The organism is Pseudoalteromonas piscicida (assembly GCF_000238315.3).
Lineage (GTDB): Bacteria > Pseudomonadota > Gammaproteobacteria > Enterobacterales > Alteromonadaceae > Pseudoalteromonas > Pseudoalteromonas piscicida.
Genome location: NZ_CP011924.1, coordinates 3050308 through 3067687, shown reverse-complemented (window position 1 = coordinate 3067687; position 17380 = coordinate 3050308). Strand labels below are relative to the sequence as shown.

At 45.3% G+C, this 17380-nt stretch carries 11 protein-coding genes; 8 read left to right on the top strand and 3 right to left on the bottom strand.

Annotated features, from left to right (window positions below):
• The first annotated feature begins 78 nt into the window (after window positions 1-78).
• Window positions 79-1962 carry a methyl-accepting chemotaxis protein gene (locus PPIS_RS14265; RefSeq protein ID WP_010376512.1) on the top strand — a complete coding sequence of 628 codons (1884 nt, stop codon included), beginning with the start codon at window positions 79-81 and terminating at the stop codon, window positions 1960-1962.
• Between the two features lie 750 nt (window positions 1963-2712).
• Window positions 2713-3657 (top strand): ribosome biogenesis GTPase YlqF, encoded by a 945-nt coding sequence (gene ylqF, locus PPIS_RS14260; protein ID WP_010376511.1) that lies wholly within the window; start codon window positions 2713-2715, stop codon window positions 3655-3657.
• Here the strand turns inward: ylqF and PPIS_RS14255 are convergent.
• Window positions 3654-5063 (bottom strand): sensor domain-containing diguanylate cyclase, encoded by a 1410-nt coding sequence (locus tag PPIS_RS14255; protein ID WP_010376510.1) that lies wholly within the window; start codon window positions 5061-5063, stop codon window positions 3654-3656. The two genes, ylqF and PPIS_RS14255, sit on opposite strands and share 4 nt — an antisense overlap.
• A gap of 1489 nt (window positions 5064-6552) precedes the next feature.
• On the opposite strand from PPIS_RS14255, the gene PPIS_RS14250 reads away from it, so the two are divergent.
• The 6 genes from PPIS_RS14250 to PPIS_RS14225 are packed head-to-tail and all read left to right on the top strand — an operon-like array spanning window position 6553 to window position 13172.
• Window positions 6553-7782 carry an OprO/OprP family phosphate-selective porin gene (locus tag PPIS_RS14250; protein WP_010376509.1) on the top strand — a complete coding sequence of 410 codons (1230 nt, stop codon included), beginning with the start codon at window positions 6553-6555 and terminating at the stop codon, window positions 7780-7782.
• Window positions 7783-7794: 12 nt separating this feature from the next.
• Window positions 7795-8757: a Bug family tripartite tricarboxylate transporter substrate binding protein gene (locus tag PPIS_RS14245; protein ID WP_010376508.1), complete on the top strand. Its 963-nt coding sequence runs from the start codon at window positions 7795-7797 to the stop codon at window positions 8755-8757.
• 60 nt (window positions 8758-8817) lie between these two features.
• Entirely contained in the window at window positions 8818-9294 is a 477-nt protein-coding gene (locus PPIS_RS14240) for a tripartite tricarboxylate transporter TctB family protein (protein ID WP_010376507.1), read from the top strand.
• A gap of 3 nt (window positions 9295-9297) precedes the next feature.
• A complete protein-coding gene (locus PPIS_RS14235) occupies window positions 9298-10806 on the top strand; it encodes a tripartite tricarboxylate transporter permease (RefSeq protein WP_010376506.1) in 1509 nt (502 codons plus the stop codon).
• 30 nt (window positions 10807-10836) lie between these two features.
• Window positions 10837-12465: a sensor histidine kinase gene (locus tag PPIS_RS14230; RefSeq protein ID WP_010376505.1), complete on the top strand. Its 1629-nt coding sequence runs from the start codon at window positions 10837-10839 to the stop codon at window positions 12463-12465.
• Window positions 12466-12467: 2 nt separating this feature from the next.
• Window positions 12468-13172 carry a response regulator gene (locus PPIS_RS14225; RefSeq protein WP_010376503.1) on the top strand — a complete coding sequence of 235 codons (705 nt, stop codon included), beginning with the start codon at window positions 12468-12470 and terminating at the stop codon, window positions 13170-13172.
• On the opposite strand, the gene PPIS_RS14220 is transcribed toward PPIS_RS14225, so the two are convergent.
• Complete coding sequence (locus PPIS_RS14220; protein ID WP_010376501.1) at window positions 13169-14458, bottom strand: DUF3472 domain-containing protein; 1290 nt, start codon at window positions 14456-14458, stop codon at window positions 13169-13171. The two genes, PPIS_RS14225 and PPIS_RS14220, sit on opposite strands and share 4 nt — an antisense overlap.
• A 38-nt stretch (window positions 14459-14496) precedes the next feature.
• Window positions 14497-17346, bottom strand: coding sequence for a TonB-dependent receptor (locus PPIS_RS14215; protein ID WP_010376499.1), 2850 nt, complete (start codon window positions 17344-17346; stop codon window positions 14497-14499).
• Between the last annotated feature and the right edge of the window lie 34 nt (window positions 17347-17380).

The window sequence follows — 17380 nt, the reverse complement described above, 5'->3', positions numbered from 1 at the left end:
TACATCGCTCAGTTGCCAATAATCGAATTATAGACAACACTTTTGATATTCGAGCACTTTTTATTCAGGCTGTTGAATATGAAGATCCGCACTAAGTTCTCTGTGACTTCTGCCATAGTGATCTTATTGATCATCACCACGACGACGCTTTCTACTTACTGGTTTGTTAGTGATTCGGTGAAAACCAAAACTCATGCCTATGTAACGGATAGCACGCAATTGCTGGCTGTGAGCATAGAGAATTGGCTGGCCGGTAAAGCAACGCAAATTAATGTGATAAAAAGTCAGTTAGAGCAAAACTTTAGCGATGATAACTTTCAACAAGCGTTGAATACACCAGTGTTTAAAAACGAATTTTTGCTGGCTTTTGGTACTTTGGCTAATGAAGAAGGGCTCAGGTCGAACAACCCCGCTCGCAAAAATCCTCCAGGTGTCGATTTTAGAGAACGAGCTTGGTATAAGCTTGGTAAAAACCAAAATAAAACCGTTTATACCAGTCCATATACTGACGCAGCGACAGGTGAATTATTGCTGTCGGTGGTGTCTCCCATCATAGTGAACGGTAATTTTAAAGGGGTAATTGGGGGAGATTTAAGCCTAAAAACCATCGCCAATAGTGTCAATCAGGTCAACTTCGATAACACGGGTTATGCCTTTTTGGTCGATAAGTCTGGTAATGTCATTTCTCATCAACATGCCGAATTTAACGGCAAAAAACTGCAACAGGTATATCCAGCTTTACGCTTAGATAGCGTAGATAAGTTGCAAGAAGTGGATACCAAAGAAGGCAAAAGGCTGTTTTACTTACATTCGCTTGATAACACCTTTGGTACGGACTGGTATTTGGCGGTATTAATCGATAAATCAAAAGCCTACAAAACACTAACTGAAATTACTATAAACTCTCTGATCATTGCCATTTTAGCAGTGGCTATTGGAGTGTTCTGCGTACGGACTTTGGCAATTCACTTACTTCAACCATTACGGGATTTGGAATCTGCAATCACCGGCATGGCAAGTGGGGGCGGTGACTTAACTCAGCGCTTAAAAATCGTTAACGAAGACGAGTGCGGCACGGTAGCGCGACAATTTAATTTGTTCTTGGGTTTTTTGCATGGGCTAGTAAGCAATGTAAAAGAACGTGCAGACGACGTGGTGATAAGCAGTGATGCCGCCAAAGAGCTATCGACGCATTCTTCACAGAAACTTGATCAACAAGTTAGCCTCATTGAAAACCTCGCTACCGCGATGAATGAAATGAGTACTACCTCGACTGAAATCGCGGGTAACGCGCAGCAAGCCGCAAGCTCTATTACCTCGGTAAATGAAAAGACCTCCGAAGGGCAAGAGATATTCTTTAAAGCGCGAAGCCAAATTAATGCCTTGGCTGACGATATTACTGCATCGTATGAGCTGAGTACGCAACTTGCAGAATATAGCCAAAATATTGAGAATATTCTTTCGGTCATTAATGGCATTGCAGAACAAACCAATCTACTGGCACTTAATGCTGCAATTGAAGCCGCACGTGCCGGAGAGCAAGGTCGTGGTTTTGCGGTTGTGGCCGATGAAGTGCGATCTTTAGCATCAAAAACGCAGGAATCCACCACCGAAATTAAATCCATGATCGACCAGATCCAAGCCTCGTCCATTCAAGTTCAGCAATCTATGGGAAGCAGCCGCGATAAAACCCAGCAATGTGTGTCGCAAACCGAGCAAGCGACACATATGCTAGAAGAAATCTCAGAAGCAGTAAAAGAGCTTATGGATCGCAATATTCAAATCGCAACCGCCATCGAAGAGCAAAGTGTGGTGATTGAAGAAATCAATAAAAATACAATACATATCAACGATATTAGCGTCGAAGTCGGCAGTTTTTCAGACAAACAATACAGCGCCAGCGAAGAACTCGCGAAAAACGCCCATGAACAAGAAGCGCTGCTGTCTAAGTTTACGTTGTGAGTTTTTGAGTTTGAATTATCCACTCAACTTTTGAGTGGATAATTCAAGGCAAGAATATTTTCCACTGCGCTGCTAACGCGTAACGAAATGCCTCATGAATCTGTTAGTAAACTAACTCCATGTTCCGAGTTCACTTTAATTGTTATTTTATTACGCTAGAAACCAAGCAGGCCATATCAGTGATTTCCATACCTCCCATATCTGCAATTAAGTGTAGATGTGTGATGAAGTCCATTTTTTCAATATTCTCGAGCAGGCAGTTGCTACCCATGAAAGGTGTGATGGAGGAGGGGGATAAGCTGCTTGTGAGATCTTCTACGATTTTTATTAATTAAGCTGTTTGCAAGGGTTACAAAAACTATCAGCATAACCTCTTAATTCGCAGTGCAAATAGTTTCGTGGGAGGAGGTACACCCGCCGAGAAATTGTGCTTTCTGGGTGTGATTGCTGGGCGTAGAAACCTGTCAGGAGGACAGGTTGGCTTTACTCATAGCTGCGATATATGGACAAGTATTTTGAGCGTGATATGTGAATTAAACAGAATTCATAGCCATTAACCCAATCCTGCTAATTTATAGTAGAATAGCCAACTTAGTGATGAGGTACTGCTGCTGTATTAAAAGCGTTTAGTACCCTATGTTGTATCCTACACTTATCTCTTGCTCCGTACGAACGACGTTATGGTAGGTGTGAGTTTGGTAAGGTGTTCAACATATGAGCTTTTAAAGTTAATTAATACAGGTGGTTATAATGGCAATACAGTGGTTCCCAGGGCATATGAATAAAGCGCGCAATGAGATCAAAGAGATCATGCCGCAGATGGATGTCATTATTGAAGTGCTGGATGCTCGTATTCCATATAGTAGCGAAAACCCGATGGTAGGGCAGTTACGCGGAGACAAGCCTGTTATCAAAATCATGAACAAAGCGGACCTTGCCGATCCTGAACTGACCAAGCAGTGGATGGAGTATTTTGAACGTGAGAGCGGCGTAAAAGCACTGGCGTTTGGTCATGATAAGGCGAATGAAGTACAGCGTATTAATGCGCTTTGCAAAAAGCTTGCACCTCATAAAGTGGGTCAAGATAAGCAGCTAAAAGCTATGATCATGGGTATTCCAAATGTGGGTAAATCGACACTTATCAATACACTTGCTGGCAGAATCGTTGCAAAGACAGGTAATGAACCAGCGGTAACTAAAGCGCAACAGCGTATTAAGCTTGAAGACGGCATTATGCTTTACGATACGCCGGGTATGTTGTGGCCAAAGGTTGAGAACGAAAACTCGGGCTATCGTTTGGCGGCAACGGGTGCTATTCGCGATACTGCTATCAATTATGAAGAAGTGGCGAGCTACACCGCTGAATATCTGCTAGGTGCATATCCAGAGCTTTTAAAAGCACGTTACAAGCTCGACGAATTACCGGATTGTGACTGGACATTTATCGAAATGGCTGGCCGCAAGCGCGGCTGTGTAAAGGGTGGCAATCAGGTCGATACGCATAAGATGTCTGAGATTTTAATCAACGAACTGCGCGATGCTGTTATCGGGCTGATCACGATGGAAACGCCGGAAATGCGAGAGTCGGAAGAAGAAATGGTTGCTGAGTTACGAGCACAAGCTGAGGCTAAAAAGGCCGCGCGTGAAGACGAAAAACGTCAGCGCCGCGCAAGAGCGCGTAAGAATCGCCGCTAAGCGGCGAATTTGGTTTGATTCCGACCTTGTTTGGCACGATAGAGCGCGGCATCGGCGCGCTTTATAAATCCATCTTCCGATTCATCAATATGGTATTGTGCAACGCCAATACTGACTGTCACTTTGACCTCACATTCCGCCTGCTCTAGAGCAACATGGATCTTCTCAGCAATCGCAATTCCTTGCTCTAACGTCGCTTTGGGTAGCAATACCATAAACTCTTCGCCTCCCCAGCGGCACAGCAAACCGTTGTTTTCTATCTGGCGTTTACATACGTTGGAGAAGCATTGCAGCACTCTGTCGCCTACCACATGGCCATGTTGATCGTTCACTTGTTTAAAGTGGTCAATGTCCATCATCAACATTACTACAGGGGTTGATTGGGTACGCGCTTTAGCTAAATGATGCTGAAGCTGTGGCTCGAAGGCTTGACGATTAAAGGTATCGGTGAGTTTGTCGTACTTCGCCATTTTTTCTAAGCGTTTTTGATAATGATTAAACGTCAGCTGCGCTACGGCCAATATTAATAAGGTGACGAGGCTCCCTACCCATAAATTGGTTGTGAGGATGTCGCTTATTCCACTTGATTTATCTATTGTTTGCTCAACAATTAGATACCAGCCTATAGAGTCCAAATAGCGCGAATGAACAAACTCGGCATGGTCGTCGGTTTCCAACTGAAATTGATATTCGGATTGATTGAGCAGCGCCGTTGCTTGGGTTGGAAAACGATCATGAATACTGGTGCCAGATAGGGTCTGATCGTTAAAAAATAATAGCCTGCCTTTGTGGTCAATAAAGTACAGTTTGCGTGCGTAGCTGGCTTCGTATTGTTCGATTAAATTGTGTAAATCAGCCAATAAGATACCAACCCCAACAACGCCAATTACATCGTTGTTTTGCCTTATTTTATGATTGACGTAAACAATGGCTTCGTTGTTATCTCTTGGGTCTATATCAACATTGAGCGCATAGTCAGCATCGCTATGCAGGCTTTCTCGGTACCAATCGTTTTGTTTGGCACGGATGTCTAACTGTTGGGTGCTACCATCAGAGTGGTAATAAGTGAGGCTCTTGTCGTCCACTAAAAAGCTCGTTTTTGCGTGATGTAATACTCGAGTATCTTCTAAGTAGGTGAAAATAAGCGCAGGGTCTTGCTGTGAAGACGTTAGCCAACGTTTAATAAAGACGTTATTTGCCATTTGCTGAGAAACAATGATTGGAGCTTGGAGCCGTTTTTGTATATCTAAATCAATCAGATGGCTGGTGAGTGGCAGAGCATCATCGCTCACCCCTTTATACAACGATTGTTTAGCATGCTCGATACTTATCCAGCTGGTGAAAATAAACCCTACCAGCAGCAGCAGGCTTAACAACATGTTATAACGGTAGCGTCGAGCGTTCATATTATTGTTATTTTTGGAAAAATAGAATGATACGGATTCTAGTAAAAGAAAACGATTACACGACATTACAGCTGAACAAACGCTGATAGAAAATGTAGGCATAAAAAAAGCCCTGAGCAGGGCTTTTTGATTCATATCTACCGTCACCGATATGAGCAATGTAGCAAGTAAAAAGTGGTTGCCAGTGATACACATCAAGGGGCGTTGTAGCACATCACCGACAACACGATTCAGGGCCGAATCAGCAAGAGTATGTCCTCTTGTTGATATTGATTATCAATTAGATTTACCGTCAGGTCAATACCTTTTTGAAAATAATTCTCATTAATATTTATGCAGCTGTTTTTCGGTAAGCGTTGAAAATAGATATAAATTTTAGGCATAAAAAAAGCCCTGAGCAGGGCTTTTTACGTTCATATCTACCGTCACCGATATGAGCAATGTAGCAAGTAAATTGTGAGAATAAACTTAGTCAGGTTTAGGGGCGACTGAATTAAGCTCATTCAAGCCATTAACGTTGGCCAGCCGTGTTTCAGGGTCGAGAAACAAACTAGAGTACTAATGCCAATCTCAATGTAGCGAGTACATCAGGTAGACAGGGCTTTACAACTATCAACCTTACTAACTGAATTGGCTAAACAACACGTTGCCGTCTTGTTGATAGTGATTATCAGTTAGATCTAACAATGAGTCAATACTTTTTTGAAAATAATTCTCATTAATATTAGTGTGGCTGTTTTTCTAGGAAATACCGAAGTAAAAATAAATTTTGGACATAAAAAAAGCCCTGAGCAGGGCTTTTTGATTTCATATCTACCGTCACCGATATGAGCAATGTAGCAAGTAAAAACTGGAGTTAGCGTCTAAATACGAGGAGCAATGCAAGTGCCTACTAACGTCCTTGGTAGTTGTGGATACCAGCCTTGTTTCGGGTCAAGAAACTATTGTGATAACAAGTTGAGCCGTCACTCTCGTCTTGTTGATAGTGATTATCAATTAGATTTGAAGAGCTGTCAACGCTCTTTTTGAAAATAATTCTTATTTAGATCTAAGTGGTTGGAATTACGCCAAATTTAAATTTATTGAGTGTATTGTTTTATTAATGAGATGGTTTTTGGTGTGTAGTATGTCTTATTTCTGCTTATTCTAGGGGGCAAAGTATTATTCTATATTGAGCTTTGTAGGTTCACCGCTTCTAGAGCTTCAGAGAAAAGCTAGGTTAATTCACCATCCACATCTTAGATATTTTGATTAACGCAGCAGTCATACTTTCGCTTTACTCGTTATTTATTTCCACACTACTTTGTATTTTGTGCATATTGCTCATGATTTTTATGCACAAAACGCGTTTTACTCAACTTAATCAACTTATTTCCGCAATCTATGGTTAATTGAGGGTTAACAATAAGCTCGTACTTGATAGCAGGTTGTAGTCGCTAGTCACAATACGTTTAAGACAAATGAGTACAGAGCAATGAGAACAACAATAATGAAGCCAGTTGCAGCAATGTCATTAATTGCGGTAACTGCTTGCCCCGTTTTGGCACAACAAGATGAAGCACTAGCCAGCAAGGTTGCAAAGCTAGAAGCGCAATTAAAGGAATTACAGTCCAATAAATCACTGAACCTTGAGTTTGGTGGGCGTGTACAACTCGATTTTAACCATTTTAGTGGTGCATACAGCGCCGATAATAAGGGTGATGCCGCGAGCGATTTCTTTCCGCGCCGGATCCGCACCTATGTCGAGAGTGAGCAGGGCGACTGGGAGCACAAGTTGCTACTCGATTTTGCTGAAGGCGATGCCGAGATAGTCACTGTAAGAGTGCGTTATACCGGCTGGAACAACGGCCCGCGCTTTCAGTTTGGTAAATTAAGAGAAGATATCACCCTGAATGCGCTCACCAGCAGCAAACACATCAATACCATAGAGCGCAGTTCCATCGCTGATACGTTTTCTCCTTACTTTCGATGGGGCGCATCAGCTTATCAATATTTTAAAGATTCCGGTTTTCGCTATGCGTTAGGGGTATATAAAAACGACGCCTTTGGTGCATCTGGGCGTGACCAAGATGACCGTCTGGCACTTGCCTATTCGGGGCGTTTGACTTGGTCGCAACACACTCCCGGTAAAACCCTGCATTTAGGTGGTTGGGGTTCGTACCGTGATATGGGCGGCGCTACGCTGGGTAATCGCCTTGCTCGCGGTGAAGTACGCGAAGCCAAAGTGCGCCTCGTGGATTATGCTGCAGGCGGTGATGTAGTTGCTCTTGATAGCATGTCACAAGCCGGGTTAGAGCTCGCTTATCAACATAACGCCTTTATGCTTGAGGCCGAATATGCTACACGAAACTTAGATACCCTCGACCCTACTTCTGCTTTAGATGGGGGAGATATTTCGGGTTATCACTTGTCCTTGAGCTATTTCCTGACCGGTGAACACAAACAATATTCTGCAGGCTCTGCGGTATTTAAGCAACCTAAAGGGGTAAAAAATGCGTGGGAGTTGGTTGCACGTATTTCCAGTATGGATGCTGAAAACGCCAACCAAGGCACGCAAGTCGATGCCTACACACTGGGCGGCACCTATTACCATTCCAGCAGCTTAAAGTTCATGGCTAACCTTGTCTATGCGAATGTTTCAGGAGCTGGAAGTCCCGCGTTGGTTGGTGACGAAGATTCAGGGTTTGGTTTTGCTGCACGCTTGCAGTATCTATTTTAACGGGAGCAGGTTATGAAGTTTGCATTAAAGCACCTCAAGTTAGCAATGGCTGGCGTGGCAATGATGTCTACTCAGGTATTAGCGGATACCCACTTTTTAATTCCCGGCGGTCCAGGTGGTGGTTGGGATACTACGGCTCGAGCTGTGGGCGAGGCGTTGGTGAAATCAGGGCTTGAGTCCAATGCGTCGTTTCAGAATATGTCAGGCGGCGGTGGCGGCCGTGCTATTGCTTACTTAATTGAATCGGGCAATAAAAAAGGCGATATGTTGATGGTTAATTCAACGCCAATCGTGCTGCGCGCATTGTCGGGTAAGATCCCCTACAGTTATCGTGATTTAACGCCCATTGCCAGCGTAATTGCCGATTATGGTGCATTCGTGGTGCGTGATGATTCGCCTTTTAAGAGCTGGAAGGAGGTGATTGCTCGTCTAGAAGTAAATCCAGGTTCAGTGACAGTCGCGGGTGGTTCTGCTCGCGGCAGTATGGATCATCTCATTGCAGCACAAGCAGTAAAAGCGGCAGGTGTTGACGGTCGCAAGCTGCGTTACATTCCTTACGATGCCGGTGGCAAAGCCAAGGCCGGTTTATTGTCTGGCGAGGTGAAGATGCTCTCGACCGGATTAAGTGAAGCGCTCGACATGGCAAAAAGTGGTCAGGCGCGCATTCTTGCTGTTACTGCGCCAGAGCCTATCGCGGACTATCCAGAGATCCCAACCCTGAAGTCTCTAGGCTATAACATGGAATTTGTTAACTGGCGTGGTTTTTTTGCGGCTCCGGATCTCCCCCAAGCAAAACTCGACGAATATACCGTGAGATTACAAAAGCTGGTGCAAAGCAAAGAGTGGGAAGCGGTGCGTGCACGCAACGGTTGGTTGAATCTATTTAAGCCACAGCACGAGTTTATTGAGGCGCTAGAGGCACAAGAAGCGCAGCTGAAAGTGGTGATGGAAGAATTGGGTTTCGTTAGACGCTGATTAAATTAAATAGGTGGCTGCAGTGAGGTTACTGCACCACCTAAAAGTGGGTAATTCACTATGTTAAACCGAGAGTTGTTAGGCCCAGTGCTGTTTTTAATTCTGTTTTCACTCTATGCGGTATCTGCTTGGCAAATCCCGATTATGCCTTTTGAAGAGTATGAGGCGGTAAACTCAGCAACTTTGCCTAAGGTATACGCGCTGATTGGCATTGTTGTTTGTCTTTTGTCGATCGCCGCAACATTGTTTAAAGGCGTCTCTGCGCTTGATAAACGTGAAGGAGCGGAGACTATCTCCAAGGCAACCATAGCCCAATGTGCAGCACTGATTGTATTGATGCTTATCTACAGCAGTGTGCTTGAAGAACTCGGGTTTATTGTTTCGACCATTTTGTTTTTAGGCTGTGGCTTTTTAATTATGGGTGAGCGACGTAAGCAAATTTTGTTATTGGCGTCAGTGCCGGTGGTTATCGTGTTTTGGGCCATTATGACGCAGCTACTTGGGATCTATCTAGTTCCTGGTGATTTTTGGAGTTAAGCCATGTTAGACGGTATTTTAGTTGGCCTGTCCACGGCCTTTATGTGGCAAAACTTACTGTACGTAATTGTTGGTTGCTTTGTCGGTACTTTTATCGGCATGTTGCCCGGCTTAGGGCCAATCACGGCGATTGCGTTGATGATCCCTATCACTTACAACATCGGTGCCGACTCCGGTATGATCTTAATGGCGGGCGTATATTACGGCGCTATTTTTGGTGGTTCGACTTCCTCTATTTTGATTAACGCTCCCGGTGTAGCTGGTACTGTGGCATCGTCATTTGACGGTTATCCAATGGCAAAACAAGGACATGCGGGTAAGGCTTTGGCTATTGCCGCTTATGCTTCATTTACTGGCGGAACGATTGGTGCGTTGATGCTTATGATAGCCGCACCACTGCTTGCAAAAGTGAGCTTAAGTTTTCAGTCTCCAGACTATGTGATGTTGATGTTTTTGGGTCTGACCGCGATTGCTGCTTTTTCTGCAAAAGGGCAATTTTTAAAAGCCATGATGATGACCGTATTTGGCTTGATGCTGTCGACGGTGGGAATAGACCCTTCATCTGGAACTGAGCGTTTTACCTTTGGTCAGGCAGACTTGCTAGACGGCGTAAGCTTTTTGTTGGTCGCAATGGCAACCTTTGCATTGTCTGAGGCGCTGATCAACGTGATCCGTCCTGAAAAAGCTAATCAAGGTTCGAATGATGATGACACCCCCGTTATTGGCTCAACAAAATTATCTGGCGCTGAAGTGAAAGAAATGGCGCCAGTTGTGGGGCGCTCTTCGATTTTAGGATTTATCATTGGTGTATTGCCGGGGGCTGGCGCAACGATTGCGAGTTTTATGGCTTATGCGACAGAGCGAAATTTGGCACCCAAAGCCATTCGTAAGCGTTTTGGGCGTGGTGAAATCCGTGGCTTAGCGGCACCTGAGTCGGCAAACAATGCCGCTTGTACTGGGTCGTTTGTACCCTTGTTAACGCTTGGGATCCCAGGGTCTGGCACCACTGCGATTATGTTAGGGGCGCTGATTGCCTATGGTATTCAGCCGGGTCCTACGTTAATGCAGGATAATCCTACGGTGTTTTGGTCGGTAATTGTGAGCATGTATTTTGGCAACATTGTGCTGCTGATTTTAAATTTGCCACTGATCCCTTATTTCGCAAAGGCTTTGACCCTGCCGCGTTCAGTTCTCACGGTGATGATTTTATTCTTTAGCTTGATTGGTGTTTATCTGGTGTCATTTAATACTTTCGATTTGTTTATGATGGTGGGTTTTGCCTTGGTGGCGGTGGTGCTGAGATTATTGAGTTTCCCGATGGCACCTTTGCTCCTTGGATTTATTCTCGGCGATATGATCGAACGCAATTACCGCCGCGCCATGATGATTTCGGATGGCTCTATTAGCTTTATCTGGGAGCGGCCGTTAACTTTAGGCATATTTGCGCTTGCCATGTTAGTGTTGTTGATCCCATTAAAAGAGTACTTCCAGCAACGAAAAGTTGCGCAGTAACCTTAGTAAACCCGCAGTGAGGAAATACGTGTGTCGCAATCACAAAAATTAGCACGCAGACCAAAACGCTTAGAAACGCGACTGATCACTTGGGTTGTGGGCTTGTGTGTGATCCAAGCATGCTTATTTACCGCGCTGGTGTATCAGGTTATTACGCAAAGCTTACACCAGGAAGTGGGAGAAAAAGCCTTGGCTTTGGCTAAGGCGGTGGCGGTTCGTGAAGATGTTATGGCGGCACTCATAACAGATAGGGATAGCTCACAGATCCAACGCCTCAATACTAATGTTGAGCTGCTGCGCCAGGCAACTGGCGCAGATTTTATCGTCATTGGTGACACCGAAACGCGACGTATCGCCCACCCAGATGAGCAAAAAATTGGTCGCACTATGGTCGGAGGGGATAGCCAAGCCGCACTGTCTGGAGAGAGTTATATCTCAACGGCACAGGGAAGTTTAGGTGAATCTATTCGCGGCAAAGTGCCGGTGTACTCTCCCGCTGATGAGGTGATTGGTTTAGTCTCGGTAGGCTTTTTAGTGCAATCCGTCGAGTCGTTGGTGTTGCAGCGCAGCATTGCCGTTTTTGTCGGAGCTGCAGCGGTGTTGCTGCTCAGTGTCATTGCCGCGATTTGGATTGGTCGACGTGTCCGCCAAGCCATTTTTGGCCTGCAACCAGATGAAATCGGGCGCTTATTTGCTGAGCAAGAGGCCATACTGAATACCGTACGTACGGGGATTATCGCGCTTGATCCGGATGGCAGCGTGCGCCGTTTGAATCAACGTGCGTGTGAAATTCTCGAAAAGCCTCGCGGCTTGAGTAAGCAGGGTTTGCACCTGAGCGACTTGTTGCCAGAGCATAGCGACTTCTTGTTGCATAACCCCAATCGCCCTTTGGTTGGTTTTGAGCTATTTGTTGCAGACAAGCGTTTGGTGTTATCGCGATTTGCGCTACAAGTGCAAGGTCAACACGAAGGGATTTTACTGAGTATGCGGCCCTCCGATGAACTAGAGTATGTGTCTAAGCAGCTCACTAAAGTACAGGCTTTTGCAGAACTGTTGAGAGTGCAAACGCACGACTATTCAAACAAGTTAAATACCATTGGTGCGCTTATCCAAATGGCGCAATATGACAAAGCGATTGAGCTGATAGGCCAAGAAAGCCAAGGCTCACAAGCGCAAATTGAAAACCTTCTCACCTATATACAAGAGCCTGTGATCGCGGGCTTATTACTCGGTAAATACCATAAAGCGCGAGAGCATAATGTGGCACTCGAGGTGAGTTCCGACAGTGCGCTGTGCGCTATCCATCAAAAAGAGATGTTGGAACGAATAGTTTCAATATTGGGTAACCTCATTGATAATGCCATCGAAGCGGCGAGAACGACGGCACAGTTACGGCCTGCCAAAGTGGTCGTAACAGTGGATGAAACGGTTCAGGATATTATCTTTGATGTTGAAGATAGCGGCACTGGACTGATTGGTAACGTCGAAGAGGCGTTTACGCCGCAGTTTAGTACTAAGTCCGGCGACCAGCATGGTGTTGGCTTATATCTCGTAAAAACAAATCTTGATTCCTGCCACGGAACCTTAGAGGTTGGGGAGTCTGAATTACTTGGTGCAAGGATCACGGTCTTTATTCCCAAGCAAGTAAAAGAGCAATAACAATGACTTATTCTGTGGTGATCATCGAAGATGAAGTAGCTGTGGCACAATTATTAGCGCAATACCTAGTGACACCGACAACACCAAGTAGCGCGAGGCAAGGGCAATATCGGGTGGTGGCCAGTAGCGACAATGTTTCTACCGCGACGGTACTGTTGAGTGCGATACAAGCTGACTTAATTTTATTGGATATTTATCTACCTGATGGCAACGGCCTTGAGTTTTTAAAGATGCTACGCGAGCAAGGCTGTAAAAGCGAAGTGATGCTGATCACCGCAGCAAAAGAAGTAGCGACGTTAGAAAAAGCGATCCGTTTGGGAGTCTGCGACTTTCTAGTTAAACCGCTGATCTTGGAACGACTCGACCTCGCACTCGCTCGCTTTGAGGCGCGTCAGCAGTGTTTGGATGGTGCCAATGAAGTGACGCAATCTATGGTAGACACTTTATTTGGTAGTGAACAGGCGAGCGTACCAAGTACGGCTAGACTACCCAAAGGCGTAGACCCACTTACTTTGGAAAAAATTCGTACGGCATTTCAAAGCCAGCCCAAGCAGGTGTTCACTGCAACCCAAATGGGAGAATTGGTGGGTGTGAGCCGCTCAACCGCTCGGCGCTATTTAGAGTTTTTGGTTAGTATAGAAGAAGTAAAAGCCGACCAAAGCTACGGTAGTATTGGTCGGCCAGAGAGAAGCTATCATTTAAATTAAGGGTGTGCCTGTAGTGACTGCCATGGGATCACCGGCGCATCATTGCTGCTAGGACGAGTAAATTCGCTGAGATAAGGTGTAGGTCCTGTGAAGAAACCGGTATTACGTAAGTAAAAGCGGCTTTGCTCCTCACCACCTTGATAATCCAAACGCGACCCTTTTCTGGCGGTGGCGTCATAAGTGAATTTAGCCTGATTCAACTCAACCCAGTTACCTTGGGTGTCACGCAAAAACTGGCGGTTATAAAATGCCTTACGTTCAAACTGTCCAGCTTCGGGTAAAAAGTTTTCCAAAAAGCTATGCGGTCTTGCAACATAGGTGTTGGTTTCAGGGCGGCTAAAGGCTGCGATCAGCTTCCATTGACCGGTTTCCGGCGCATAAAAGTAGCCACGATATTCTGTATGGCCTTCATAAGTCGTACTAGGCTCGATATTGACCAAAAAGCGATATGTCGTATCCGGTTGCCAGTTATAACGTAAATAGCTTTGCCCACCAGAACCTTCATTGCCAAATTCACCGACGTAAACGCCTTCGCCTTTGGCGAGTAATTTGATTTTAAGATTGTCAGGAATTGTGCTCGGATCATCGGTTTGGTACGGGCTCCAAACCGAAAATAGCACGCGACGCTCGGTGGGTGAGTTTACCTGAATACCAAAGTAACCTTCGCCAAAACCATTCGCCATAAAATACGAACCTTGTGGATCATAGCCAGATGGCACCGTTACTTCGTTGTAAAACCAGTTATAGTCCTTTTTGTCAGGTACGGTATAGGAAAGGTGTACTGAAGGGCCGCGACGACCCCAGTAAAAGTCTTCTTTGACATAGTTAGGCGCGGGGGTCATGGCCTCGCCATCGAGACTGAGCCCGGTAATGGCAGGGAAGGTACTGTTTCGCCCATTGGCTAAGGTGTCACCGGCTATTTGGACGGTTTGATAGCCAACTTGCGTCACGATAAAGTCACCGACTTTAACCTTATTCGGGCTTTGTCTATCGAGGTTAAGCGCCACTTGTTTATTGTTATGCGTTACCAGTAATGTACTTGGTGCACTTGGTTTCTCAAGGTGTAAATAGAGGGTATAGGTGCCAACGTTATTGGCATAAAAATAGTGATTAAACCTGAGTTGCTTATCTTGCCATGGGGCAATTCCGGCTTGAGTTATATATTGCCTGCTGGCGTCAATATCATTATTGACCCAGGCGTTACCGTAACTGCTGATATAAGCCTCTTGTGCTGAGGCAAATAGTGAGGCGCACAGCAGTATCGGTGTGATTATTGTATTCTTCATCTTAAGTTCCTTGAATGGGGCGCGTTGCCCCATGTTGATTAGAAAGAAGTGTTAATGCCTAAACTGATACTGCGGCCGTAACGGCTCAAGTGGCTCACTTGCTCTTGGGTTTTAATGTATGACCATTGACGCTCATTGGTGAGGTTAGTCACGTTTAGGTCAATTCGTGTCTTTTCAGTAAGATTATAGCTGGCACTGAAATCAAACTGACCATAATCCGCTGCCCATTCCGGGCCGCCCCATGCATCTGGATACTTCAGGTAATCATCTCGCCAGTTGTAAGCGATACGCGCTTGGTAGTCATCCTTTTCATAATAGATAACCGCATTGTAAGAATGCTCAGACATACCAGCGAACGGTAGCTCGTCTTTTTCGGGGTCGTCGTATTTACTATCCGTAAATGTGTAGTTGATTTGCATACCTAGACCATCAAATGGTGCCGGTAGCAATTCCTCAAATGACTGTTGGTAAGCAATTTCGAAACCTTTGATCTCTGCTCCCGCTTCTGAACGTGGCGATACTTGGGTAAATTCCGGACCGTCAACTTCAACGCCGTCTTTTATGAATTTACCCACTTTTATCGTGCCAACACGTCCCTGAGCGATAACAGATTTAATGTCTTTGTAATAGGTTGCAAAGGTGAGCGCACCATAATCAGAGAAGTACCACTCTAGTCCCAAATCAAGTTGGTTTGCTCTAAGTGGCTTGATCCCAGGGTTGGCAAGATTAAGTTCAAACTTACTGAAATTAATTGAGCTATATGGGGTTAGAAAGTCGATGCTAGGTCTGGTGATAACTTTAGCCGCACTGGTTCTAAATAACAGTGAGTCTGTTATTTCTAACTTAAAGTTCATGCTAGGCAGTACATCAGTATAGTCATCTTCTACGTAAGAGTCGGAGTAATAATCGGCAATATCCCCTTCTATGCGATAGATAATGTCGCCATCTTCGTCTTCTTCTACGTTGTATACCAGACTTGGGTAATCAAAAACGTAGCCATCAGAGGAGATCTCGGTTTTGATTGCTCTTACGCCTAGGTTTAAGTTGTAAGGCATTTCCGACAGCTCGCCGACTAGATTGGTTTCTAAATAAAGTGCAAACGTTGACTCAGAAAGCTCGTAGGAATCTTTAGGGCTCTTGGAAGCTCTAATTTTTTCATCTGCGGCTTGGGCATTAATTGATTGATAAAATGCATAGAGTTTGTCGTAGTCAAAGCTTGCCCACGGCGCAGGGTGCATGCCCGGCTCACCATCTAGGAAGTTATCAAAGTTGGCGGGTACAAGTACATCAGCGGGGAGTCTAAATAAGTTAAGGCCGCCGAGCTTTTCTACGCTTGAGTTATCAAAGCTATCGTAATCTGAGTTTTTAAAATAAGCCCCACCATTACTGAACATCGATGGGTTATTTGACTTGCTCACATCTCTGGCTTTAGATTGCTTGCCGTAATGAAAGCCAAACTTGATGTCTTTGACAAATTCCCATTCTGGAATAAATGTCCCTTCGAGCCTTAGCTCTTCAACATCACTTATCACTTCCGTGCCATAGTTGTAGCTGTAGTGAGCACCAAAGGGTTGATCGGCATTAAGTGCTGGTGACATAGTCACATCTGGCAGGAGGTTGTCGCCGGTTTGATCTATGGTGATGGTATCAACAAAGCCACGCGCCACGATGTAGCGGTTATCGCCATCATTGATCCGCTCGGCACGGGACTTAGACACATCAAATTCAAGCGTTAGATTACTGGTGGCATACCACTTGAAGTTAAGACCGGCCTGCCAAGTGTCGGTATTGCGAGGCTCAGAGACGTTCAGTAGCTCAGCCATTGCACCATCGACTAACTCAATGTAGTTGACGTTGCCATCTTCATTGAATTTTAACTCACCTACTGCAGGGATCCCCGGCGTCCAAGGTTCATCATAGGTGACGAAAGAGATTTGATATTTTTCACCGTCGGTTTTGTAGCTTGAGTATAAGCTATCAAAGGTGACATCAATATCATTCGTTGGACGCCATTGTAAGGCGAGGCTTGCACCAATGCGCTCACGTTCGTCTTGCCAGTTCGAGTAGCGTACATATCCTGGGATCATTGAGGGGTGTACTTTCTCGCCCTCATCTAGCTCGCCATTTCGGTTACTGTCAACAGGGACTCGCACGTCGGTATTTTCTTCAGGATCGTAAAACCCTTGTCCCTCGTAGGAGTCTTCGCGTTGTGTTCGCTCTGAATAAACGGCGGTGAATAGTGCGCCAAAGGTATTGTCAAAAAAGGTATCACTAATGAGGAAGGAGGCTTGAGGGTTGGTATCGCCGGTACGTTCTTCGTAAATGGCTTTGGCACTTCCGGCGAGGGTAAAGCCATCCATATCTAACGGTCGGCGGGTTTTTATATTGATGACTGAACCTATCCCCCCCTCTTGCGTTTGTGCTTGCGGTGACTTGTACACTTCTAATGCTTGAACCATCTCAGGCGCAATTAAATCGAAGTTAAAGTCACGGCTAGTGTGTTCAGATGCCATTCTACGACCATTGATGGTGGTAACGTTAAAGTCCCCGCCAAGACCCCGCACCGTGACGTTTTGTCCTTCACCGGCGTTACGGGTAATGGCGATACCCGTCATTCGTTGTAGCGCTTCAGCAAGGTTTTGATCTGGGAACTTACCAATGTCTTCGGCAACGATGGCATCCATTACGCCGACGGCGTTTTTCTTGAGAAAGAGTGACTCTTTGATACTCGAACGTACGCCACGTACTTCAATTTTCTCGACTTGTTGCTTGGCTTTATCTTGCTCGTCGGATCCGCTGTTCTGTTCTGTTTCCTGTGCGTGCGCATATTGGGACAGGGCACAGCTCACAGCCAATCCCACAGCACACAATTTTAGAGTGTGTTTCATCTTGTTGTCCTGTTGAGTGTTGTTATTATTGCGC

Coding starts and splice junctions, on each gene's coding strand:
- ylqF (WP_010376511.1), top strand. CDS start 2,713: ATGGCAATACAGTGGTTCCCAGGGCATATGAATAAAGCGCGCAATGAG.
- PPIS_RS14240 (WP_010376507.1), top strand. CDS start 8,818: ATGTTAAACCGAGAGTTGTTAGGCCCAGTGCTGTTTTTAATTCTGTTT.
- PPIS_RS14215 (WP_010376499.1), bottom strand. CDS start 17,346: ATGAAACACACTCTAAAATTGTGTGCTGTGGGATTGGCTGTGAGCTGT.
- PPIS_RS14220 (WP_010376501.1), bottom strand. CDS start 14,458: ATGAAGAATACAATAATCACACCGATACTGCTGTGCGCCTCACTATTT.
- PPIS_RS14245 (WP_010376508.1), top strand. CDS start 7,795: ATGAAGTTTGCATTAAAGCACCTCAAGTTAGCAATGGCTGGCGTGGCA.
- PPIS_RS14250 (WP_010376509.1), top strand. CDS start 6,553: ATGAAGCCAGTTGCAGCAATGTCATTAATTGCGGTAACTGCTTGCCCC.
- PPIS_RS14255 (WP_010376510.1), bottom strand. CDS start 5,063: ATGAACGCTCGACGCTACCGTTATAACATGTTGTTAAGCCTGCTGCTG.
- PPIS_RS14235 (WP_010376506.1), top strand. CDS start 9,298: ATGTTAGACGGTATTTTAGTTGGCCTGTCCACGGCCTTTATGTGGCAA.
- PPIS_RS14225 (WP_010376503.1), top strand. CDS start 12,468: ATGACTTATTCTGTGGTGATCATCGAAGATGAAGTAGCTGTGGCACAA.
- PPIS_RS14265 (WP_010376512.1), top strand. CDS start 79: ATGAAGATCCGCACTAAGTTCTCTGTGACTTCTGCCATAGTGATCTTA.